We start from the raw sequence: 23,468 nt of genomic DNA on the forward strand, positions 1-23,468 counted from the left end.
ATTAGCTCGCTAAAGCCGTAGCGAACTGAATTTCATACAATTTACTATAGTATCCTTTTTGTTTAAGGAGTTCTTTGTGAGTTCCTTGTTCTACAATTTCCCCTTTTTCCATAACAATAATCTTATCAGCCTTTTTAATGGTAGCTAAACGATGTGCAATCACTATAGAAGTCCTTCCTTTTGTGATTTTATTTGTTGCTTTTTGAATTAATTTCTCAGATTGGGAATCGATTGAAGAAGTGGCTTCATCTAATACCAAAATACTCGGATTACTAACATAAGCTCTCAAAAAAGCTATTAATTGCCGCTGACCAGTTGAAAGCATTACGCCACGTTCTTTAACATTATAATGGTAATCATTTGGCAAACTCATAATAAAATCGTGCACACCAATAGCCTTAGCTGCTTCCTGAACCTCTTCTAGTGTAATATCATTATCATTAAGTGTAATATTATTATAAATAGTATCAGAAAATAAAAACACATCTTGCAATACCACGGCTATTTCATCTCTTAATGAATTTAAACTATACTCTTTCACCGGAATATTGTCTATACATATTTGACCGTTATCAATATCATAAAATCTATTTAAAAGATTGATAATAGTAGATTTTCCAGCGCCAGTAGCACCTACAACTGCAACTGTTTCGCCCTGATCTACATCAAATGAAATTCCTTTTAAAACAGGTTCATCTTTTAAATAACTGAAATGAACATTCTTAAAATTAATAACGCCATCAATAGATTTGGTTTCAATATTACCAGTATCAATTTCCTGTTCTTTTTCATCTAGAATTGTGAACACTCTATCGGCAGCCACCATACCCATTTGTAGCGTGTTGAATTTATCAGCAATTTGACGTAATGGTCTAAACAATGATTGACTCATCATAATAAAAGCAATGATTTCTCCTGCTGTAACAGAAACATCAACCGCAGCCCTTAATCCGCCAAACCAAACAATTAAACCTATAACTATAGATGGAATGACCTCCGCTATTGGAAAGAATATTGAATTATACCAAATAGTTCTTATCCATGCTTTTTTGTGCTTATCATTAATATCTTTAAAAGCTTCGTATTCTATTTTCTCGCGTGTAAATAGTTGAACTATTTTCATCCCTGTAACACGCTCCTGAACAAAACTATTCAAATTAGATACCTGATTTCTAACATCTGTAAAGGCAGATTTCATTGCTTTTTGAAAAACCTTTGTGGCATAAACTAATATTGGTAATGCTATAAAAGCAATTAAAGCCAATCTCCAATTCATCCAAATCATTACACCAGAGATTACAATCATTTTTAGCAGGTCGCTAATAATCATAAAAAGACCTTGAGCAAAAATACTAGCGATAGTTTCTATATCAGATACGACTCTAGTTACTAATTTACCTACAGGTGAGTTGTTAAAATATTGCATTTTAAAACGCAGCATATAATCAAACAACTCAGTTCTAATATCTTTAATAATATTTTGCCCTAGCCAGTTAGCAAAATAGATAAACAAGAATTGAAATAGAACCATTGAAGTTAGGACTAATACCATTAACATGGCGTAATTAAAAAGCCCTTGAGCATCTTTATTAGCCAAAAAAGTATTTACGATTTCTTTTATAAGAATAGGATTTATAGCAGCCAACAAGGCTCCAACTATAACAGAAAAAGCCGCTACAAAAAAATGTAAATGATAATTTTTTGCATACTGCATCAATCGTTTAAATAATTGATAATCAAAAACTTTACCTGTTACTTTTTCTGACATTTATCCTTTTCTATTTATTAATAATTCTTTAGGGTATGCTACTTTTGTTAAAAATAGCCCTTGAGCTGGAACTGAAAATCCTGCTTCGGTCCTATCCTGACTTTTTATAATTTTAATAAAATCTTCTAAGGTTATTTTACCCTGCCCTATATTTATTAAGGTACCGACAATTGCTCTTACCATGTTTCTTAAAAAACGATCAGCTGTTATACAAAATGTAAGTGAGTTTCTGTCTTGCTTCCAAATTGCATTTGTCACTTTACAATTATAAGTTCTAACATCTGTTTTAGATTTTGAAAAACATTTAAAGTTAGTATAATCTAACAAAATAGCTGCCGCTTCATTCATATTTTCTATAGACAATGTTTGATTGTATAATTGCCAAGTAGTATCAACCAAAAATGGATTTCTACCTAAATAAATTTTATATTCATAACTTCTACTCAAAGCATCAAAGCGAGTGTGCGCATCATTTTTAACCTCAAAAATTTCTTGAATTACTATATCATCCGTTAAAAATGCATTAAGTCGGTTCTTAATTTCTAGGACTTCAATTTTTTCATCAACATCAAAATGAGCAAATAATTGAGAAGCATGAACACCTGCATCTGTTCTTCCAGCACCAGTTATAGAAATCTCTTCTCTTAAAATTTTAGATAATGACTTTTCTATTGTTTCTTGAACAGAAATGGCATTTGGCTGTATCTGCCAGCCATGATAATTTTTACCATTATAGGAAAGTTCTATAAAATACCTCAAGAAGTTTTACTTTTGACCAAAGCAAAGATATGAAATCACCGTTTTCAAAATCCTAAATCTATACTAAAAAATTGAAGCGAATCTTACTCTTATCGGATACACATAGCTTCATTGACAATCAAATTTTAAAGTTTGTTAAACAAGCAGATGAAGTTTGGCATGCAGGTGATATTGGTGACATTAAAGTTAATGATGCTATTAAAGAATTAAAACCGCTACGTGCAGTATATGGAAACGTAGATAATAAAACTATTAGAGCCGAATATCCGTTAGATCAGCGATTTCAAATCGAAGGAATATCAGTTTTTATGACTCATATTGGTGGCTATCCGAATAAATATTATGCTAGAGTTAAAGATGAGTTAATAAATAACACTCCTAATCTTTATATATGTGGACATTCACACATTCTAAAAGTTATGAGAGATAAAAAACTAAATATACTACATATGAATCCAGGTGCTGCTGGTAAACATGGATTTCATCTAGTACGTACCATGTTACGCTTTACAATTGATAAAAAAGAAATAAAAGATTTACAAGTAATAGAGCTAGGAAAAAGAGGTTAAGCGGAAACTGATTTTTCTTTATGCTGAATTGGTACTAAAATAAAAATATTTGTACCATTATTTTTAGAAGACACAATATTAAAAACACCTTTCATTACTTTAATTCTCGCTTCTATATGGCTTAAGCCCAAACCATCTTTACCTCTTACAGATCGAGGATTAAAGCCAACACCATCATCACTAATTCTAACACTCAGCATATCATTCTCTCGATGTGCTAACATAATTGTAGCATTTGCGGCTTTACTATGTTTTAAAATATTATTAACCAACTCTTCAATAATATTATGAATCTTAATCTCAAAATCTTGATGATAACGCTTAATCCCATCGTCATCACTATGCAATGTAATTTCAGAATTTGAGTACTTCTGGCACATATCATGTACCGCAAAAGCTAAACCGAATTTCAACAATACTGATGAAATAAGCTCATGTGATAAATCACGAATTTTTACAGATGCTTCATTTACAATACTCTGAGCCTTGGTTACTTCATGCGGTGCTTGTTTCTTTAATTGCGCCTTAGTGGCTTGTAAATGCAAGTTAGCCGAGGATAACAACGCGCTTACACTATCATGTAGCGTTTCCGCAATAGCTTTACGTTCTTTTTCTTTAGCATCTATGGTAGCATTAATTATTTTTGTTTGTGTTTGGTTCTCTATTTGATCAATTTTTGTTTGTTGCTTTAACCTATAGTTTCTATAAAAGATGTATGCCAATGCTAATAGTCCTATAAAAGCTAAAGCTGTGCCATAAAAAAGTGATTGCGCCTGCAGTCTTTTTGATTTTTCTCTTTCCGTTTCTGCTGCTTGTTTCTCAACATTATACTTTGCTTCTATTTCGGAAATATTTTGAATTCTATTTGCCTCTGCAAGGCTGTCAGATAATTCAGTAGCATCTAAAAGATGAAAATATGCTTTATCAAAATTGCTTAATTCTTCATTGACGAAAGCTAAGTTATAAAGTATAACAGATTTTAATTCGTAAGCTTTGGAAGATTTTAAACTGCTAACTGTTTCAAAAGCATTAATATAATTATTTCTTGCTCCTTCATAATCTTTATTCTGATAATTTATCCCACTAAGATTTATCAATGTAAATACTTTACCAAGAGTATCCTTTTGACTCTCTTTAATTTCTATAGACTTTCTCCCATAATTTTCTGCTAAATCTAAATCTCCTGAAACAACAGCCATGCTACTTAAATTGTTATAACTTTTGGAAATAGAATTACCCGTTTTACTATTTAAAGGATAATTAATGATTAAATTATAATAATGAGAGGCCGAATCTAAGCTCTTCAAATCATCATGAACATTCCCAATATTCAAATAACTATCAAGAATATTGATAGTATCTTTTAAAATTAAAGAGGTGACAAGTGATTTGCGATAATAATCAAGCGACTTATTATAGTTCTTTGACTCCTTGAAAATAGCTCCAAGAAATTTCAAGTAATCAACTTTTAAAAATGCCAAGTTTAATTTATTTAGCTCCTCTAAACCATTTAGCAGAATTTTCATTGCATTTGGTTGATCACCAATACCATGGTAAGATTTAGCTTTTAACAGCTGTAAATTAAAACGATTCTTATTTAATGAAACATAGTTTGAATACGACTCTAATTCCTCCAATTTAGTAAGTGCCAATTCGAAACTTTCGTTTTCAATTAACCTTACAATTTTATCTAATTTATTAGAGATGTGATTTTGTAGTTCTTCACTACTACTCTTTTGAGAAAAACCATTGAAATATATAAAGAATATTAGAAGGGTAAAATATGGTTTCAACAATAACTTCATTTTAAAAAATGAAAATTAGACAATCTGATTTTTCATAGCAAATATAGCCAAACCAACACTATTCTTTACATTGACTTTGCGTATTAAATTTTTACGGTGCGTTTCCACTGTACTTTCACTTATATTTAGTGACTCACTCATTTCTTTAGTAGTATATTGTTGAGCAATCAATTTCAATATTTGAAATTCGCGTCTTGTCAAAGAATTAATTAGTACTCCTTCAGGATTGTCGTTATCTCCCATAGGTTTACCAATTAGTGTTTTCATCATCTTTTCCTTAATATCATCACTAAAATATTGCTCATTATTAAATACTTTACGAATCGCCTTTACAATATGTTCCCCTGCAGATTTTTTGGGTACAAATCCTTTAGCCCCCATACCAAGTACTTCCTTAACCAATTTTATATCATCATAACTAGATAATATTACAACATGTGGTACATCATCGAAAGAAGCAAACTGTTTCAACACCTCAATTCCATCTAACTCTGGCATATTAATATCTAATACAAGGACATCTGCACTATGCTCATGAAACCAGTCTAAAACTTGATTTCCGTTTAAAGAATAACCTACTACCTCTATATCTTTTTCCAACTCCAAAACGGCCATTACACCATCAATTAATATCTGATGATCATCAGCAATATGCACTGTTATTTTTTCATCTAAAAGGCTACTCATAAAACTTAAAATATTCAATCAATTCAAACATATTACATTAACACAATTCTGCTAATTATATTGTTCAATTGCATTAAATAAAAAAATCCGAAATATTCTAATATTCCGGATTTTCAAAATTTTATTTAGATAATCAGCTACCTTCCTTAACTGTAATCGGTCTAGTTATCCTCTTGGCAGCGCTAAAACTACTATTTAAACCAGCTACATCATAATTATCTAGAAAATAATTATCAAAGCTTAAATTACCATTACCAGCTATATTTAAAGTATATTGAGCACTATTCTTAGAAGTGCCATTTTCTACCAAAAATATCTTAAATTCTCCATCTATAACAGAAGATGAAACAGTAGTGTTAGCGTTAACGGTAAAAGTAATTGTGTTTTGTTCTTTGTCTATTACTGCATATGATTGCAGCAAGGTGCCATCTATATCTTTAAGTATAATTTTTTGATTGTCTACGTTGGTAAATGCAGCGAACACAAAAACCATACTCAAAAAGAGTAATGCTTTTCTCATGATAAAGGGAGTTTTTAGAGTTATTAAATTATTTAGAGTTATATTTAAGTGTTTTTTGATTCAACTTAAATATGAATCAAAAATATCTTAGCGCTCAACTGAAAACAATAGGGAAAATGGGTATTTTTTAAATTCATGGAAAACCATGAGTTTCTACCCAGAAACCACTAGTTTTTTTCCTTTGAACACTGTAAATAAAAAGAAAAATTGTTAATAACTCCAAATAATTGTTAATAAAATTTACGTCACTCCGTCTTAACCAACTGACAATCAGCTAAATAACTTTTTATTAAAAAAAACATGTATGAAGTTGCAGAAATTAAATTATTTTCTAATTTAGCCTATGAGATAGGAAACTCCTATTAATAGTAAGGCGAGAAGCTTTTGTAGATGCTAATTTATTAGCTTTTCACTTCTCACCTTTCTCCCCTTCCTTTCTCCCCTTATTACAGGAGTGTATTATAAATGTTTAGCGACAATTACTACTCCAAAAGTATTGCAAGAAAGTATACCAGTCAATAGCGACTATAGGTATTTTTCAAAATCATGGAAAACCATGATTTTTGCAAAATTTTGAAGACCTTGAGAAATCAAGGTCTTTGTTTTTTAACACTTAAAATAAAAAAGGCTGCTTAAATAAGCAGCCTTACACACAATATAACTAAGATGTTAGAACTACCGTAGTCTATCTACAGATTTTACGAGGTTTTCATCATTCTGAATTGCTCTATTAGCAAAAACTAATAAAAAGACATTCAGAATTGGTAGAAAAACCCCAATACCCTTCTCAGAGATTTCTATCCCTCCAGGTAACATTAGCACATAGTACAACAACACTCCTAATAAAAAAAGGTTGATCAAAATATTAATTCTGTTTAGTACAAATTGCAATTTCCTATTACTAAATAGTACAATTGTTATAAAAGCCAAAACAGCCGAAATTAAAAATGACACTGGCACTAACCTAAGCAATAAATCATCAGTTACAAATAAATCTAATGCAAACACTTCTTCAGTTATTTGCTTCCATAAAGAAAAAACAAATATTAATCCACCAGATATAATGGTTACAATTAATAAATATAATGTCTGTATTCGTTGAATCATTTCTATATATTTCGAGCACAAAAATAAACGAATCTTTTTAAGAAATAAACTTTGTTTTTTAAAATTAATTTGTATACTTGCACCATCTTTGTAGAAATAACTTCTTTACAGGATATCAAAATAAACTCAAACCAATTTAATTTATCAATTAAAATTTAACAGGGATCATTCCTTTATTACTAACCTCATTTACATTCGAATGTTTGAAATTGAAGCATTAAAAGAAAAAAAGCTTCCTGAATTACAGGAAATTGCAGAAAAAATCGGTGTACCTAAATTTCGTCAACTAAAAAAATTAGACCTAGTATATCAAATATTAGATGTTCAAGCTGCCAATCCTACTCAAAAAAATACTACACAGCCTAGAAAACAAAAACCTCAACGTAAACGCATTAGCAGAAAACCAGCTGAAGCTGTTGAGAATAAACCTGAACCTAAAGTAGAAACTTCTAAGGAAACTCCTATTAAAGAGCCTGAATCTAAAGAAGAGGTAAAAGGGCCTGAACAAAAAAAGGAAAATAATACAGAACAAAAGAAAGAAAACAAACCTCAGCAAAATCGCAATCCCAAACAACAGCAAAATCAACAGCACAAAAAAGATCATAGAGATAGAGGTCAAAAAGGAAATAATGGCAAACGTCATGGTAAGTATCGTGATCCTGATTTTGAATTCGATGGTATTATAGAAAGCGAAGGTGTTTTAGAAATTATGCCTGACGGATATGGCTTTTTAAGATCTTCTGATTATAATTATTTAAGTTCACCTGACGATATTTATGTATCTCAATCGCAAATAAAATTATTTGGTTTAAAAACAGGTGATACTGTCCGTGGAAACGTTCGCCCTCCAAAAGAAGGTGAAAAGTATTTCCCATTAATTCGAGTTTCTTTAATTAATGGATTGAATCCGAGTATAGTAAGAGATCGTGTTGCTTTTGAACACTTAACTCCTTTGTTTCCTAAAGAAAAATTCAATTTAGCTGAAAAAGGAAGTTCCATTTCTACGAGAATAATAGATTTATTCTCACCAATTGGCAAAGGACAAAGAGGTATGATCGTATCTCAGCCAAAGACAGGTAAAACAATGTTGTTGAAAGACATTGCAAATGCTATTGCAGCAAATCATCCAGAAGTTTATCAGATTGTTTTATTGATTGATGAACGCCCTGAAGAAGTAACAGATATGCAACGTAATGTAAAAGGAGAAGTTGTTGCTTCTACTTTTGATGAACCAGCTGAAAAACATGTACGTGTTGCAAACATTGTACTAGAAAAAGCTAAAAGATTAGTTGAATGTGGTCATGATGTAGTTGTGCTATTAGACTCTATTACTCGTTTAGCAAGAGCATATAACACCGTAGCACCAGCTTCAGGTAAAATCTTATCTGGTGGTATAGATGCAAATGCATTACATAAACCAAAACGTTTCTTTGGTGCGGCGAGAAAGATTGAAAATGGTGGTTCTTTATCAATCATCGCTACTGCATTGACAGATACTGGTTCTAAAATGGATGAAGTGATCTTCGAAGAATTTAAAGGAACAGGTAATATGGAGCTTCAGTTAGATAGAAATATTTCTAACAGAAGAATTTATCCAGCAGTTGATCTCGTTAAGTCTAGTACCCGTAGAGATGATTTACTATTAGACGAAAAAACTGTTCAACGTATGTGGGTAATGCGTAAATATTTAGCTGATATGAACCCAGTTGAAGCCATGGAATTTATTAGTGAAAAGATAAAATATACTCAGAATAATGATGAGTTTATTGTTTCTATGAATGGCTAATTATTAAAATTTACTAATTCAAATAGCTGAAAGTCAAATGCCCTTGGTGTTTGGCTTTCTTTTTTTATAAAAAACTTGTAAATAACTATTAAATATATGTATCTTTACCGTCCACATCGCGGGATAGAGCAGTAGGTAGCTCGTCGGGCTCATAACCCGAAGGTCACTGGTTCGAGTCCAGTTCCCGCTACTAAGCAAAGCTTCGAGTTAAACTTGGAGCTTTTTTAGTTTATACATTCTCCTCTTTTCAATATCTTTAGGCTCAAACTCACTCTAAATTTATGGACAACTTCGGATTCCTATCTATTCTACCTCCTATTATAGCCATCATTCTGGCTTTAAAAACAAAGCAAGTTTATGTTTCTTTATTGTTCGGAATTTGGTTTTCGTGGATTATTATAAATGATTGGAATTTTTTTAAAGGAACATTAGCAGCTATTGAAGCTATGGTGAATGTTTTTAAATCAGCAGGAAATACACGAACCATTATCTTCAGTGCTTTAGTTGGAGCATTACTATTATTAATTCAATATTCTCGAGGTGTAGAAGGGTTTATCCTAAAACTAAATAAAGTCATTCAATATTTTGAAAAAAAAGAAGCTGGTTATAGTAGAGTCATCATTCAATTATTGGCATTACTTACAGGTGTTTTATTATTTGTAGAAACCACAATTAGCTCACTAACAGTTGGTACATTATTCCGCCCAGTTTTCGATAAACTCAAAATACCTAGAGAAAAATTAGCATATATAGCCGACTCAAGTTCGGCTCCTACCTCAATCCTTATTCCTTTCAATGCGTGGGGAGCATTTATCATGGGATTATTATTAACACAAGGATTAGAAAACCCTTTCGGATTAATGCTCTCGTCAATCAAATATAACTTCTATCCTATTCTTGCACTACTAATACTATTCTTAACAATTGTTTTTAGAAAAGATATTGGGCTCATGGCAAAAGCTGAAAAGCGAACTCAAGAGACCGGAAAGCTAATGAATGAGGGTTCGAAACCTATGCTTTCTGACACAGTTACTTCTTTAGACCCTAAAGAAGGTATTCCTGCAAAAGCTAGAAATATGATCATTCCGTTAGCAACCATGGTTTTCTTAATGCCAGTATACTTAGCTTATACAGGCTGGAATAAAGTAGAAAATTATAATTCCTTTTCTGACCATTTATTTCAATCTATTAGTGCTGGTTCTGGGTCTTCCGCAGTATTGTATGCAATAATTAGCTCGATCATAGTATCATTTGTGCTTTATAAAATTCAAGGACTCATTAGAACTAAAGAAATGGTTGACATCACCTTAAAAGGAATTAGTGAGTTGATGCCTTTAGCTTTATTAATGCTTTTCGCATTTGCAATTGGTGATGCTTGTAAAGCTATGGGAACAGGTGAGTTTGTGGCAAACTGGTCTAAAGATTGGCTGTCACCATCTTTTCTTCCCGCAGTTGTATTTGCCATAAGCTCATTTATTGCTTTTTCTACTGGGACTTCCTGGGGAACTTTTGCCATAATGCTTGCCATTTCAATACCAATGGCTCAAATTCATGAAGCACAGTTGCCACTAGTAATTGCCGCAACATTAGGTGGTGGTATTTTTGGAGATCATTGCTCTCCCATTTCCGACACATCCATCATTTCATCAATGGCGTCTGCAAGTGATCATATAGATCATGTAAAAACACAACTACCTTACGCACTAATTGGTGGAACTATTACAGTTATAATGTATCTCATTTTAGGTTTCTCGATAAATTAAAGTGTACTTTTGTATTCCAATTTTACTAAATGAAACATAAAGCTGGCTATGTAAATATTATTGGTAATCCTAATGTAGGTAAGTCTACACTTATGAATGCCTTTGTGGGTGAGCGATTATCAATTATTACTTCTAAGGCACAAACGACTCGTCATAGAATTCTAGGAATTGTTAATGGCGATGATTTTCAAATTCTATTTTCAGATACGCCTGGTATAATTAAACCAGCATACGAATTACAGTCCTCGATGATGGATTTTGTTAAATCAGCTTTTGAAGATGCTGATGTCTTAATTTACATGGTCGAAATTGGCGAAAAAGCATTAAAGGATGAAGCTTTTTTTAATAAAATAACGAACACTAAAATACCTGTTCTTTTATTATTGAATAAGATTGATAAATCATCTCAAGAGAAACTCGTCGAGCAAGTAGAATACTGGCAAGAGAAAGTGCCTAATGCAGAAGTCTATCCTATTTCAGCCTTAGAGAATTTTAATGTTCAAAATATTTTTAATAGGATTATTGAGTTGCTTCCAGAATCCCCAGCTTTTTACCCTAAGGATCAATTAACAGATAAACCTGAACGTTTTTTTGTAAATGAAGCTATCAGAGAAAAGATTTTAATGCACTATAAAAAAGAGATTCCTTATTCAGTAGAAATTGAAACCGAGGAGTTTTTTGAAGAAGAAAAAATCATTAAGATTCGTTCGGTTATTATGGTGGAGCGTGATTCTCAAAAAGGCATTATTATTGGGCATAAAGGCTCAGCTTTAAGGCGAGTAGGCACCGAAGCCAGAAAAGATCTTGAAAAATTCTTCGATAAAAAGATTTTTTTAGAACTGTATGTTAAAGTAAATAAAGACTGGCGATCAAATAAAAATCAACTTCGTAGATTTGGATATCAAGAATAGAATCTTTTTACTATGAAATCACTATTTAACGTAGATGCCTTAGCGGAAATAAATTCTAGAATTAACGATTTAAATTCAGAAACACAACCCCTGTGGGGTAAAATGAATGTTGCTCAAATGTGCGCGCATTGCCAAGAACCTATGGATGTTATTTTAGAGAAAAAAGTATTGAATGCTAAGCCAAATTGGCTATTAAAAACTTTCTTTAAGAAATCAATGTACAATGATAAATTATGGAAACACAATTTACCAACAGCAAAACAATATTTAGTTACTGATGAACGAGAGTTTAATAATGAAAAGAAACAACTATTAAACTTATTAAATGAATTTAATGGTTCTAAGAATAAAGAAGATTGGTTAGTACATCCTATTTTTGGTAAATTTACCAAAGAGCAATATGGCCAAATGATATACAAACATTTAGACCATCATTTAAGACAATTTGGAGTATAAAACCATTGAATCATGAAACCAAACAAACAAATTTTATTAAAAAAAAGACCTAAAGGTCTTCCTGAAAAAGATACCTGGCAATTAGTTGAAACCGACATTCCAAAACCTGGTGAAGGAGAATTTCTTATTCAATGTGAATATATTTCTTTAGACCCAGCTATGCGTGGTTGGTTAGATGATAGACGATCTTATATTCCACCTGTACAGATTGATGAAGTAATGCGAGCTGGCGGCGTTGGCAAAGTGATTGAGTCAAATAATCCAGATTTTAATGTAGGAGATTTTGTCTATGGTCAAACTGGCGTGCAACAATATGTAATTTCAAATGGAAAAGGCTACCATAAGGTCGACCCTACTTTGGCTCCACTACCTATTTACACAGGCACATTAGGAATGACCGGTATGACAGCCTACTTCGGAATCTTAGAAGTTGGTGAATTAAAGGAAGGTGATAATGTTTTTGTATCTGGTGCTGCAGGTGCCGTTGGTAGTGTTGTTGGGCAAATTGCTAAAATCAAAAATTGCAATGTTGTAGGTATTGCAGGTGGCCCCGAAAAATGTAAGTATTTAGTTGAAGAACTAGGTTTTGATGCAGCTATTGATTACAAGAATGATAATATAGCTACTAAGTTGAAGGAATATTTCCCAAAAGGAATTGACGTCTATTTTGATAATGTAGGTGGCGATATTTTAGAACTAGCCTTAAGCAAATTAGCTATGCATGCCAGAGTAGTAATTTGCGGAGCTATTTCTCAATACAATAATACAACACCTGTCAAAGGACCTTCAAACTATTTGTCCTTATTAGTAAGCAGAGCTTCTATGAAAGGTATGGTTGTTTTTGATTATGTAAAAGATTATCAAAAAGCCGCGATGCAAATGGGACAATGGATGATGCAAGGCAAGCTAAAATCTAAAGAAGATGTATATGAAGGCATCGAAAATTTTTACGATACTTTCTTACGTCTATTTAGTGGTGAAAAATTAGGAAAGCTGGTTTTAAAAGTAAGTGAAGTATAAAAAATCTTATTTAATACTTCTTGACCTTGTTAAAATCTATCGTTTAGTTCCAAACTTAAGTATGAATAAATATAACTTTAAAAATTTCATTAGAATTTGATTTCCAGAATATTACAATCTATTTTGTAACTTGCAGACAAAATAGTTTACCATGGAGAAAAATTTCGTCTTAAAGTGGTTCATCTTAAATGCTACGGGATTTTCAATTGGTTTTTTATGTTATCTCCAAATTGTAATGTTTTATACATATGGTATGGACTTTAAAATGCATTGGGATTTTGATGCTGATTTAACACTATCCCAAAATGAAAAAGCCTCTCAAATGTATTTTGGTATTCCTCTAGGACTAGCATTTTTGGTTTACTATTCTCCTCATTTCAAGCTTTATTATTAAAAAAGTATTTTCAAAAAATATGGATTTGGATACTTAATGGTATAATAGGATTTTTGCTAATCTCACCTATAATTTGGTTATTCGGATACTCATGGGGAATAGTTCCAGGTCCAGTAGAACCTATTGTTATTATGTTAGGAGTTCTTACTTTAACAAGTATATTACAATGGAGGTTCTTAAAAAGAAATAATATTAATGGAACTAAACCACTTATAATGTTCATTGTTGGAGTTATATTTGGAATCGCTTTGTTATTTCCTATATTTTATTTTATCCTTGGTGAAACATCTTGGTCAGTAGAAGTTTTAGTTATGAGTTTAGTAGTGGGAAGTATGGCAGGTTTATTAAGTGCAAAACCTCTAAAAAAAGTTCTAGAATCAAAAGTTTAGCTACACTTTATTTTAGACCTGTTAAATTGTGTAACTAACATTATTACTTCAAAAAAGCTCTTTTACTTCCTCAAAATCTAAACCTCCATAATTACCAGAACTCATTAACAGCAAAGCTGTATTTTCTAAGTTTTGAGAAAATAAAAACTCTTTAAATGCCGCCGGGTCTGTATAAATTATAAGATCATCCCGTTCAAATGCATTGGCAATTTGTCCGGCTGTTACTTTTTCTAGTTTTTTAATCTCAACAGCATGCGGCGAATAGAATACCACGGCTTTATCAGCCGCAGCTAAAGCACCTTTATACTCTTTTAAAAACTCAGCATTTAGACTACTATACGTATGTAACTCTAAACAGGCCAAAACCGCTCGTTCTCCATACTGTTCTTTTACAGCCTTAGTTGTAGCTTCAACCTTACTCGGTGAATGTGCAAAATCTTTAAAAATAACCGTTGAATTATTTTCTGCAATTTTTTCTAAACGTTTACTAGCACCTTTAAAGCTGGCAATAGCTTCATAAAAATCATCTTCATCTACACCCATGTGTTGACAAATCCATTTTGCTCCCGCAAGGTTTTGTAAATTATGTTTGCCAAAAATTTCCAATGGCAATTTACCATCGGAAGTGTCTAAAAAAGTAGTTCCGTTTTCTATAGTATATTCTGGAGTTTGATATGGGTATCGCTTAATATGATTCGCACTTTCCTCTACTACTCTCTTCACTTCAATATCTTCTTCATTATAAACCATTGCGCCTCCATTAGTAATAGAATCCACAAAAATTTTGAACTGTTCTACATAATTTTCATAAGTAGGGAAAACATTGATATGATCCCAGGCAATACCACTCAACAATGCAATATTTGGTTTGTATAAATGAAATTTAGGACGTCTATCTATTGGTGAACTTAAATATTCATCTCCCTCTAAAACGATAAATTCATTCTCTTCGGTAAGATGCACCATGGTATCAAAACCTTCTAACTGCGCCCCTACCATATAATCTACATCCTTTTCATGATAATGTAACACATGCAAAATCATAGAAGTAATAGATGTCTTGCCATGAGAACCACCAATTACGACACGGGTTTTATCCTTTGATTGCTCATATATAAATTCAGGATATGAATAAATTTTCAATCCTAATTCTTGTGCTTTTAACAACTCAGGATTATCCGCTTTAGCGTGCATCCCTAAAATAATAGCATCTAAATTCTCAGTGATTTTTTCAGGAAACCAACCAAATGCTGTAGGCAATAAACCTTTAGCATCTAAACGTGATTTTGAAGGATCATGAATTGTATCATCACTACCCGTAATTTGGTATCCTTTTTGGTGTAAAGCTAATGCTAGGTTGTGCATAGCAGCACCTCCAATGGCAATAAAATGTATATTCATTGAGTATAATTAGACGCGTAAAAATACAAAATCAGAACACAATAAAATCGGTATCTTTAATCCAAACTCAACCAAATGCATCTTTTACTTTTAAATACATATCATTCCCTCATTTTTGATTGCAATTGGCATTTATTTAAAGGTAATTTGAGCAGAATAAAAAATATGTTATGCAAAAATCAATCTCAACTATTTTAATGATCATCCTCTTTTCAACTATTTCTTTTGGTCAATCTAACAAGTATGATGCTTGTGAAGATCAGTGGAAAAAAGTAGAGCAATTTGAATTAAAAGGATTGCCAAAATCTGCTTTAGCGGAAGTTGAAAAGATCTATAAAAAAGCAAAGAAGAAAAAGAATCACCCTCAGATCATTAAGAGTTTACTCTATAAATCGAAATTTCCATTAACGCTAGAAGAGGATGCCCAGTTAAAAGTGATTAATCAGTTAAAACAAGAAATTACTGAGAATTCATATCCTACAAAAAACATATTAGAAAGCATTTTAGCCGATCTGTACTGGCAATATTTTCAGCAAAATAGATGGAAATTTTATAATCGTACAAGCACTTCTGAAAAAGTAGATTCTAGCGACTTTAGAACATGGGATTTACAAATCATTTTTGAAGAAGCTCATAAACATTATCAAAAATCATTAGAGAATGCTTTGTTATTGCAACAAACAGACCTTAATCAATACAGTGAAATATTAACACTTCAAAAAGATTCACAAAAGTACAGACCAACACTCTATGATTTTTTAGCACATAGAGCTATTAATTTTTATAAAACCGATGAGCGTAACTTGCAAAGACCATCTTATAAGTTCGAAATTGACAATCCTAATTTATTAGGTGATAACACAGCATTTGTCAAAGAACAATTAAGTGCTAAGGACAGTCTTTCTCTACAACTGCATGCTTTAAAAATCTATAAAAATTTAACGCTGTTTCATCTTAAAAATAATGACCCAACTGCCTTAGTTGATCTTACTTTAGGGCGATTAGATTTTGTAAAATCAAACGCTATTTTTAATGATAAAGAAGAAAAATATTTAACTACACTTAGAGCACTTATTGAAAAATATAAAAATCATGAAGTATCTACTGAGATAGCATATAGAATTGCATCAACCTTACATCAGCAAGCGAATACATATGTTCCAACAGAAAACGAATCGCATCGATGGAATAACAAAGAAGCACTAGAAATTTGTGAAGCAGCTATCGCTAAGTTTCCAAAATCATCGGGAGCAAAAAAGTGTTCATCATTAAAGCAGCAAATCCTTAATAAAGCGTTACAAATTACCAATGAAAACTTTGTGTCGATTGGCAAGCCTTCACGTTTACTTGTGAGTTATAAAAATATAGACCAACTGTATTTTAAAGCGTTAGAAATTGATCAAAAGCAAATAAAAAAACTGAATGAAATCTATAATGATTCAGCTAAAGTTACCTTTATCAACAAACTAAAAGAGGTCAAAAACTGGGAGGCAAAATTGCGTAATGAAGGAGACTACCAAAACCATAAAACAGAAGTTATTGTTCCAGAATTAGATCAAGGTCAATACCTAATTTTAGCATCGACATCACAATATCTTAGCAAAAACCAAACTTTCGCTTACAGCTTCACACAAGCTACAGATTTGGCTTTGATTGAAAATCAGATTTCTGGAAAATATATTTATCAAGTCGTTAATAGAACTACAGGGAAACCAATTCAAGGTGCTACAGTTTATATAAAAAATTACGACACAGGAAGATATAACAAAGCTTATGAAAATACTTTAACAACAGATAAAAAAGGGCAAGTTTCTTTTACTGTTGGTCAGCGCTATAGAAATATAATAGCCACTGTAACTCAAAATAAAGACAAAGCAACTTTTGGCGATTATTATCTAAATAAAGGATACAAGCCTAAATATGACAACTCTACACAAGCACAAATATTTCTATTTACAGATCGTAGTATTTATCGCCCAGGTCAAACGGTACATTTTAAAGGCATTGCTGTTGAAAAGAAAGCAAACAAATCGAATGTGCTCGAAAACAAAAATATAAATGTCGCATTAAAAGATGTAAATTATCAAAATGTAAAAACCTTAAAATTAAAAACCAATGAATTTGGGTCCTTTAGTGGTGAATTTGTATTGCCAAATTCTGGTTTAACCGGTAATTTTCACATACAAGCATCTGGTAATACTGGAATCTTCAACAAGCAAATGCGTGGCAATACTTATTTTTCTGTTGAGGAATACAAACGCCCAAAATTTGAAACCAAATTTAAACCTGTAACGGAAACTTATAAGCTAAATGACAGCATCACTGCAAACGGATTCGCAAAGGCTTTCGCCGGAAGTAATATTACTGATGCTAAAGTAGTATATCGTGTATATCGCACTGCACAATACCCTAAATGGTATTGGTATTATAGGCCTCAAATATCTTCTGAAAGTCAAGAAATCACTCATGGTGAAAGCGTCACTGACGCATTAGGCAATTTCAGCATAACGTTTAAAGCTATTCCTGATTTAAAAGTAAGCACATCAACACAACCAACTTTTAATTATAAAGTCGTTGCCGATGTGACCGATATTAATGGTGAAACCAGAAGTACCGAAACTATTGTAAATGTTGGGTATCATGCTTTAACCGCATCTATTTCCATAGCGGAAAAATTAGACAAATCAGAAAAGGAGTATACAATTACAGTTAACACAAATAACTTGAATGGAGAATTTGTTCCTACAAAAGGGGAGCTTAAAATATATAAGTTAATAACTCGTAAAAATGTGCTGAGATCTCGTACTTGGCAAGCTCCAGATTATCAAGATATTTCTAAAGATGAATTCAACAAACTATTTCCTCATGATGCTTATCATAAAGAGGATAATCCGCAATCTTGGAAAAAAGGTAATTTAGTTTTTGAAACAGATGTAGACACTGAAAAATCAAAAGAAGTTATTCTAAAAAATATCTCAAAATGGATATCGGGCAAGTACATTATTGAATTTGTTTGTAAAGATAAATTTGACCAAGAAGTTCAAGCTGAAGAGCGCTTTGATGTATTTAGTAAGTATGACAAAAAAGTAGCTGACAGTCAGTTATTCTTTATCAAAACTGATAAAAACGAATACAAACCAAATGAGTTTGTGAAAATCCGTTTAGGTTCTGCTTCAAAAGATGTTACTGTCACCTTAACTGTAGAAAAAAATTATAGTATTGTAGATACCAAGGTGATTCATTTATCGGATGAGATTAAGTCGATTATCATTCCTGTAAAAGAAAAGGATTTAGGTGGTTTTGTGGTTAATTATCATTTTGTAAATCACAACTCATTTGTTGGTGGTTCGTTGCCCATTAGCGTACCATATCCAAAACATGAATTGCAGATCGAAACTTCTACTTTTAGAGATAAACTACAACCAGGGCAAGAAGAAACATGGAGTTTTAAAATAAAAGGCTCCAAAGGTGATAAAGTGGCTGCTGAAATCTTAGCATCTATGTATGACGCTTCATTAGATCAATTTAGAGCGCACCAATGGGGAATTAATCCGATTAATTATAGGTATTATTATTCATATAACAGAAGTAACGCCAATCATAGCTTTGGCATTTCAAATTTTAGAATTCAAAACTTAAATAATTCTCGTTTAGCGTTTACTAGACAAGATTATGACCAACTCAATTGGTTTGGGTTTGGTTTTGGAGATCATTTTAATGTAGGGCTTGCATTTCGAAAAGGAGAATCTACTTTAGATGAGGTTGTAGTTACCGGTGTTGCTCGTGATCAAAAAAGAAGTAAAATAACTTTAAGAGGACAGGCAAATGAGATTCAAATCGAAGCAATGGCAGATGAAGCAGTTGAAGAAGAAGCATTAGGAATTGAATCATTTGCAAATTCTAAGGAGACTTCTCAAGCAGAAACGGATAAAGCAAATTTAAAAGGTATCGTAGCTCGTAAAAACTTACAGGAGACTGCTTTCTTCTACCCGCATTTAACAACAGATGCTGAGGGTAATGTGAGCTTTAATTTTACGATTCCTGAAAGTTTGACGAAGTGGAAGTTACAGTTATTAGCACACACCAAAGACCTACAAACAGCAACACAACAACTATCTGCTGTTACGCAAAAAGACTTAATGGTATTGCCAAATCCACCAAGATTTTTTAGAGAAGGCGATCGCATCGTTTTTGCTTCAAAAATTGCTAATCTATCTGACAAAAAGTTAGAAGGTATTAGCGAATTACAATTATATGATGTGTTAACCAATAAGCCTATCGATAGTAAATTAGGAAATACTGACGATCAAAAACCTTTTACTGTTGATGCTAAAGGGAATGCAAATATTAGCTGGAACTTACAAATACCAGATGATGTTCAAGCAGTAAAGTATAAAATCGTTGCGAAAGCAGGCGACTTTACAGATGGAGAAGAAAACGCTTTACCAGTATTATCTAATAGAATGCTAGTAACCGAAACCTTACCGATGTGGTTGCGTTCTGAGCAAACGAAGACATTCACATTAGATAAGTTGAAAAATAATACTTCAACTACTTTAAAGAATCACAACTTAACATTAGAGATTACTTCTAATCCGGCATGGTATGCAGTTCAAGCGCTACCCTATTTAATGGAATATCCTTATGAATGTGCTGAGCAAACATTCTCTAGGTATTATGCGAATGCGTTGGGTAGTCATATTGCAAATTATAATCCAAGAATTCAAGAAGTGTTCAACCAATGGAAAACAAGTGATGCATTGCTATCGAATTTGGAAAAAAATCAAGAATTAAAATCATTGATCATTCAAGAAACACCTTGGGTTCGTGATGCGCAATCTGAAACTGAACAAAAAAAACGCATTGCATTGTTATTTGATTTAAATAAAATGAATAATGAGTTATACTCAGCATTACGAAAGTTGAAACAAATGCAGATGAGTAATGGAGGTTTCCCTTGGTTTAAAGGATCTCGTTATCCTAACAGGTATATTACTCAACATATAGCTTCTGGATTTGGTCATTTAAATAAACTAGGTGTCACCCTGAGCGGAGTCGAAGGGTCTATGCTTCAAAAAGCAGTTCAATTTTTAGATGATGAAATTTTAGAAGATTATCGCAAACTAGAGAAACAAGCAAAACGCATCCGAGAAAGCGCTAAAAACAAAACGGAAGGCTATAAAAAAGAAGCTGAATTCTGGAAGCAAAATCATACAGGTAATTATCAGATTCAATATTTATACATGCGCAGTTTTTATAAAGACATTGCTATAAATGACAAGGTGCAAAAAGCGGTGGATTATTATACTAAACAAGCCTATAAATTCTGGTTAGATAGAAATCTATACACTAAAGGTATGATTGCTCTGATAGCCAAACGAAATAACAATGCTATTGCTGATAAAATACTGGCTTCGTTAAAAGAAAATGCCATAACTAGTGAAGAATTGGGTATGTACTGGAAAGAAAATACAGCTAGCTGGTATTGGTATCAAGCACCTATTGAAACGCAAGCATTATTGATTGAAGCATTTAGTGAAATTTCTGGTGACACCAAGATTATCGATGAATTGAAAGTGTGGTTATTAAAGAATAAACAAACCAATAGATGGAAAACGACCAAAGCCACAACTGAAGCTGTTTATGCTTTACTGTTACAAGGATCAGATTGGTTAGAAGTTACTGACTTTGTTGATGTGAAGATTGGTAACCAAAAAATTGATCCGCTAGCTTTAGAGGATACAAAAGTAGAAGCTGGAACAGGTTACTTTAAAACCTCATGGAAAGGCAATGAAATACAACCAGAAATGGCTGAAGTAAAACTCTCTAAAAAATCAGATGGTATTGCTTGGGGTGCTTTGTATTGGCAATATTTTGAAGATCTAGATAAGATCACCTCAGCAAAAACACCATTAAAACTAAAGAAGAAACTCTTCATAAAAAAGAACACCGATAAAGGTGAGGAATTAACTGAAATTGATGCTAAAACTGATCTTAACCTAGGAGACTTAGTTAGAGTGCGTATAGAATTACGAGTAGACAGAGCCATGGAATTTATACATATGAAAGATATGCGCGCAGCTGGATTTGAACCTGTAAATGTATTATCACAATACAAATGGCAAGATGGTTTAGGATATTACGAAAGCACAAAAGATGCTGCTACCAATTTCTTCTTTGACTATTTACCAAAAGGAGTGTATATTTTTGAATATGACTTACGTGTAAATAATAAAGGTGATTTCTCTAATGGTATTACTACCATACAAAGTATGTATGCACCAGAGTTTAGTAGCCATAGTGAAGGAGTAAGGGTTAAAATTGATTAAAAAGACATGCAAAAAAATATCAATTTTTTACTCAAGCTAGGAGTAGTAACTATTGCTTTGTTTTCAATTTTACCGAGCATTTTTCCTAATACCTGGATTATTGATATTCTGTCCAATTTCAAGCTACAATTAGTCTTAGTGCTTATTTTAATTTTTCTATTAAACCTTTTTATAGGAAAAAGTAAAACTCTAGGAATCATTTCAATAACTCTATTAGTTTGGAATGCTTCATTTCTTTATAGTTTATATTTTCCCAGTAAGTTTGGGGAAATAACTAAATTAAATGGAATATCAATTGCTTGCGTAAACCTTTTATCAAGTAATAATGAATCTGTAAAGGTCTTAGATTATATTAAAAAGAAGAATCCTGATATATTGGTTTTGTTAGAATATAATCCAAAATGGGAAAAAGAGTTGCAATCAATTACAAAAGAATATCAGTTTTATAAAACTGATGTTAGAACAGATAATTTTGGGATAGGTTATTTTAGTAAAATTAAATCCGAATTATCTATCCTTAGGTTTGATTACACGCAAGTTCCTTCGATTAAATCTGATTTAAAGTTTAATAATGACTCTCTAACAATTATTGCTACACATCCATTTCCTCCAGTAGGACAAAGTAGGTTTGAAGTAAGAAATTTACATTTAAAAAATCTATCTACTAAGGCTAAAGAGTATTCAGAAAATTTAATAGTAGTTGGTGACTTGAATACCTCTTCTTTTTCTAAACATTTTAAGAACTTTAAAAGAGAAACCAAATTAAAAGATTCGCGAAATGGATTTGGAGTACTTAATTCTTGGCCCGCAAAACTTTCTTTGATGAAGACAACTTTAGATCATTTTCTGGTGAGTCAAAATGTTCTTGTTCTTAATCGAGATATAGGAAAAAATATAGGTTCAGATCACTTACCAATCTATATGGAATTTAGAATTAAAAATTAGCAAAATGAGAAGGGTAATTTTAATAGCATTTTTATTTTGCATAACAGTTAGTTATAGCCAAACTATAACTCAAGAATTAAACTTATCAGCTGCTGCCTTAGAGCTTACAAAAGACAAAGTAGTCTACGATGGCAGCTATTTCTCTATTGACTACCCAAATGGAGACGTACCAAATGATAAAGGTGTTTGTACTGATGTTGTAATTAGAGCTTATAGAAAATTAGGTGTTGATTTGCAAAAAGAAGTGCATGAAGATATGAAAGTTAACTTTAGTAAGTACCCAAAGATTTGGGGATTAAAAACCACAGATAAGAATATAGACCATCGACGTGTACCCAATTTGATGACCTATTTTAAACGAAAAGGAGCATCAAAACCCATTACCAAAAACCCAAAAGATTACAAGCCGGGTGGCATAGTGGCTTGGCGGTTAGCAAACGGGCTTACTCATATTGGCATTGTAGTGAATAAAAAATCTAAAGATGGCAAACGTCATTTAATTGTTCATAATATTGGCGCAGGACAAGTATTAGAAGATTGTTTATTTGATTTTAAAATTATTGGGCATTATCGATTTAAATAGTTATCAATTTCTTGGCACGCTTCTTGTTTATCACAAAGTAATTAATATTTTAAATTATAATAAAAATGAGTAAAGGAACAGTAAAATTCTTCAACGAGTCTAAGGGATTCGGATTTATAACAGAAGAAGGTTCAAACACAGAACATTTTGTTCACGTGTCTGGTTTAATCGAAGAAATTAGAGAAGGTGATGAAGTAGAATTCGATTTAGCAGAAGGCAGAAAAGGTTTAAACGCAGTAAATGTAAAAGTTATTTAAATATATATTACTAGTTAAA

At 32.1% G+C, this 23,468-nt stretch carries 19 protein-coding genes and 1 tRNA gene; 13 read left to right on the plus strand and 7 right to left on the minus strand.

The window, feature by feature from the left end:
* Position 1: 1 nt before the first annotated feature.
* Together AC1EUV_RS00805 and truA are read right to left on the minus strand one after the other, a co-directional pair.
* Complete coding sequence (locus AC1EUV_RS00805; protein ID WP_480196752.1) at positions 2 to 1,768, minus strand: ABC transporter ATP-binding protein; 1,767 nt, start codon at positions 1,766 to 1,768, stop codon at positions 2 to 4.
* Positions 1,769 to 2,527, minus strand: coding sequence for a tRNA pseudouridine(38-40) synthase TruA (gene truA / locus AC1EUV_RS00810; protein ID WP_480196753.1), 759 nt, complete (start codon positions 2,525 to 2,527; stop codon positions 1,769 to 1,771).
* 71 nt (positions 2,528 to 2,598) lie between these two features.
* Here truA and AC1EUV_RS00815 point away from each other — a divergent pair, with 71 nt between their 5' ends.
* On the plus strand, positions 2,599 to 3,096 hold the full coding sequence (locus AC1EUV_RS00815) for a metallophosphoesterase family protein (RefSeq protein ID WP_480196754.1): 498 nt from the start codon (positions 2,599 to 2,601) through the stop codon (positions 3,094 to 3,096).
* On the opposite strand, the gene AC1EUV_RS00820 is transcribed toward AC1EUV_RS00815, so the two are convergent.
* The 4 genes from AC1EUV_RS00820 to AC1EUV_RS00835 form a co-directional block, all read right to left on the minus strand.
* Positions 3,093 to 4,901 carry a tetratricopeptide repeat-containing sensor histidine kinase gene (locus AC1EUV_RS00820; RefSeq protein WP_480196755.1) on the minus strand — a complete coding sequence of 603 codons (1,809 nt, stop codon included), beginning with the start codon at positions 4,899 to 4,901 and terminating at the stop codon, positions 3,093 to 3,095. The two genes, AC1EUV_RS00815 and AC1EUV_RS00820, sit on opposite strands and share 4 nt — an antisense overlap.
* 15 nt (positions 4,902 to 4,916) lie before the next feature.
* Entirely contained in the window at positions 4,917 to 5,588 is a 672-nt protein-coding gene (locus tag AC1EUV_RS00825) for a response regulator (RefSeq protein WP_480196756.1), read from the minus strand.
* A gap of 133 nt (positions 5,589 to 5,721) precedes the next feature.
* Positions 5,722 to 6,108 carry a hypothetical protein gene (locus AC1EUV_RS00830; RefSeq protein ID WP_480196757.1) on the minus strand — a complete coding sequence of 129 codons (387 nt, stop codon included), beginning with the start codon at positions 6,106 to 6,108 and terminating at the stop codon, positions 5,722 to 5,724.
* Positions 6,109 to 6,783: 675 nt separating this feature from the next.
* A complete protein-coding gene (locus AC1EUV_RS00835; RefSeq protein WP_480196758.1) occupies positions 6,784 to 7,215 on the minus strand; it encodes a DUF4293 domain-containing protein in 432 nt (143 codons plus the stop codon).
* A 199-nt stretch (positions 7,216 to 7,414) separates the two neighbouring features.
* Between AC1EUV_RS00835 and rho the strand changes: the two genes are divergently transcribed.
* The 8 genes from rho to AC1EUV_RS00875 all read left to right on the plus strand — a co-directional run bounded on the left by rho (position 7,415) and on the right by AC1EUV_RS00875 (position 13,934).
* Positions 7,415 to 9,001 carry a transcription termination factor Rho gene (gene rho, locus AC1EUV_RS00840; protein ID WP_480196759.1) on the plus strand — a complete coding sequence of 529 codons (1,587 nt, stop codon included), beginning with the start codon at positions 7,415 to 7,417 and terminating at the stop codon, positions 8,999 to 9,001.
* 117 nt (positions 9,002 to 9,118) lie between these two features.
* A tRNA-Met gene (locus AC1EUV_RS00845) sits at positions 9,119 to 9,191 on the plus strand.
* Between the two features lie 91 nt (positions 9,192 to 9,282).
* A complete protein-coding gene (locus AC1EUV_RS00850) occupies positions 9,283 to 10,764 on the plus strand; it encodes a Na+/H+ antiporter NhaC family protein (RefSeq protein ID WP_480196760.1) in 1,482 nt (493 codons plus the stop codon).
* 29 nt (positions 10,765 to 10,793) lie between these two features.
* The gene (gene era, locus AC1EUV_RS00855; protein ID WP_480196761.1) at positions 10,794 to 11,675 is read left to right on the plus strand and encodes a GTPase Era; all 882 of its coding nucleotides are present in this window, start codon (positions 10,794 to 10,796) and stop codon (positions 11,673 to 11,675) included.
* A gap of 12 nt (positions 11,676 to 11,687) precedes the next feature.
* A complete protein-coding gene (locus tag AC1EUV_RS00860) occupies positions 11,688 to 12,131 on the plus strand; it encodes a DUF1569 domain-containing protein (protein WP_480196762.1) in 444 nt (147 codons plus the stop codon).
* A gap of 12 nt (positions 12,132 to 12,143) precedes the next feature.
* The gene (locus AC1EUV_RS00865; protein ID WP_480196763.1) at positions 12,144 to 13,151 is read left to right on the plus strand and encodes an NADP-dependent oxidoreductase; all 1,008 of its coding nucleotides are present in this window, start codon (positions 12,144 to 12,146) and stop codon (positions 13,149 to 13,151) included.
* A gap of 151 nt (positions 13,152 to 13,302) precedes the next feature.
* Positions 13,303 to 13,545 carry a hypothetical protein gene (locus tag AC1EUV_RS00870; protein WP_480196764.1) on the plus strand — a complete coding sequence of 81 codons (243 nt, stop codon included), beginning with the start codon at positions 13,303 to 13,305 and terminating at the stop codon, positions 13,543 to 13,545.
* A 53-nt stretch (positions 13,546 to 13,598) separates the two neighbouring features.
* Positions 13,599 to 13,934, plus strand: a complete 336-nt coding sequence (locus tag AC1EUV_RS00875; protein WP_480196765.1) for a hypothetical protein — start codon at positions 13,599 to 13,601, stop codon at positions 13,932 to 13,934.
* A 48-nt stretch (positions 13,935 to 13,982) separates the two neighbouring features.
* Here the strand turns inward: AC1EUV_RS00875 and AC1EUV_RS00880 are convergent, their stop codons facing one another.
* On the minus strand, positions 13,983 to 15,335 hold the full coding sequence (locus AC1EUV_RS00880; protein WP_480196766.1) for a UDP-N-acetylmuramate--L-alanine ligase: 1,353 nt from the start codon (positions 15,333 to 15,335) through the stop codon (positions 13,983 to 13,985).
* A 170-nt stretch (positions 15,336 to 15,505) separates the two neighbouring features.
* Here AC1EUV_RS00880 and AC1EUV_RS00885 point away from each other — a divergent pair, with 170 nt between their 5' ends.
* The 4 genes from AC1EUV_RS00885 (at position 15,506) to AC1EUV_RS00900 (ending at position 23,449) form a co-directional block, all read left to right on the plus strand.
* Positions 15,506 to 21,664, plus strand: coding sequence for an alpha-2-macroglobulin family protein (locus tag AC1EUV_RS00885; RefSeq protein ID WP_480196767.1), 6,159 nt, complete (start codon positions 15,506 to 15,508; stop codon positions 21,662 to 21,664).
* Positions 21,665 to 21,670: 6 nt separating this feature from the next.
* Positions 21,671 to 22,609 (plus strand): endonuclease/exonuclease/phosphatase family protein, encoded by a 939-nt coding sequence (locus AC1EUV_RS00890; protein WP_480196768.1) that lies wholly within the window; start codon positions 21,671 to 21,673, stop codon positions 22,607 to 22,609.
* A 4-nt stretch (positions 22,610 to 22,613) separates the two neighbouring features.
* The gene (locus AC1EUV_RS00895) at positions 22,614 to 23,192 is read left to right on the plus strand and encodes a DUF1287 domain-containing protein (RefSeq protein WP_480196769.1); all 579 of its coding nucleotides are present in this window, start codon (positions 22,614 to 22,616) and stop codon (positions 23,190 to 23,192) included.
* A gap of 65 nt (positions 23,193 to 23,257) precedes the next feature.
* The gene (locus tag AC1EUV_RS00900; protein WP_480196770.1) at positions 23,258 to 23,449 is read left to right on the plus strand and encodes a cold-shock protein; all 192 of its coding nucleotides are present in this window, start codon (positions 23,258 to 23,260) and stop codon (positions 23,447 to 23,449) included.
* Positions 23,450 to 23,468: the final 19 nt, after the last annotated feature.

The sequence above is a fragment of the Maritimimonas sp. 2304DJ26-3 genome (assembly GCF_056591635.1).

Bases quoted from the DNA above. Each gene is read 5' to 3' on its own strand.
- AC1EUV_RS00805 (WP_480196752.1), bottom strand. From the start codon at position 1,768: ATGTCAGAAAAAGTAACAGGTAAAGTTTTTGATTATCAATTATTTAAA.
- AC1EUV_RS00820 (WP_480196755.1), bottom strand. From the start codon at position 4,901: ATGAAGTTATTGTTGAAACCATATTTTACCCTTCTAATATTCTTTATA.
- AC1EUV_RS00825 (WP_480196756.1), bottom strand. From the start codon at position 5,588: ATGAGTAGCCTTTTAGATGAAAAAATAACAGTGCATATTGCTGATGAT.
- AC1EUV_RS00830 (WP_480196757.1), bottom strand. From the start codon at position 6,108: ATGAGAAAAGCATTACTCTTTTTGAGTATGGTTTTTGTGTTCGCTGCA.
- AC1EUV_RS00835 (WP_480196758.1), bottom strand. From the start codon at position 7,215: ATGATTCAACGAATACAGACATTATATTTATTAATTGTAACCATTATA.
- rho (WP_480196759.1), top strand. From the start codon at position 7,415: ATGTTTGAAATTGAAGCATTAAAAGAAAAAAAGCTTCCTGAATTACAG.
- AC1EUV_RS00850 (WP_480196760.1), top strand. From the start codon at position 9,283: ATGGACAACTTCGGATTCCTATCTATTCTACCTCCTATTATAGCCATC.
- era (WP_480196761.1), top strand. From the start codon at position 10,794: ATGAAACATAAAGCTGGCTATGTAAATATTATTGGTAATCCTAATGTA.
- AC1EUV_RS00860 (WP_480196762.1), top strand. From the start codon at position 11,688: ATGAAATCACTATTTAACGTAGATGCCTTAGCGGAAATAAATTCTAGA.
- AC1EUV_RS00865 (WP_480196763.1), top strand. From the start codon at position 12,144: ATGAAACCAAACAAACAAATTTTATTAAAAAAAAGACCTAAAGGTCTT.
- AC1EUV_RS00870 (WP_480196764.1), top strand. From the start codon at position 13,303: ATGGAGAAAAATTTCGTCTTAAAGTGGTTCATCTTAAATGCTACGGGA.
- AC1EUV_RS00880 (WP_480196766.1), bottom strand. From the start codon at position 15,335: ATGAATATACATTTTATTGCCATTGGAGGTGCTGCTATGCACAACCTA.
- AC1EUV_RS00885 (WP_480196767.1), top strand. From the start codon at position 15,506: ATGCAAAAATCAATCTCAACTATTTTAATGATCATCCTCTTTTCAACT.
- AC1EUV_RS00890 (WP_480196768.1), top strand. From the start codon at position 21,671: ATGCAAAAAAATATCAATTTTTTACTCAAGCTAGGAGTAGTAACTATT.
- AC1EUV_RS00895 (WP_480196769.1), top strand. From the start codon at position 22,614: ATGAGAAGGGTAATTTTAATAGCATTTTTATTTTGCATAACAGTTAGT.
- AC1EUV_RS00900 (WP_480196770.1), top strand. From the start codon at position 23,258: ATGAGTAAAGGAACAGTAAAATTCTTCAACGAGTCTAAGGGATTCGGA.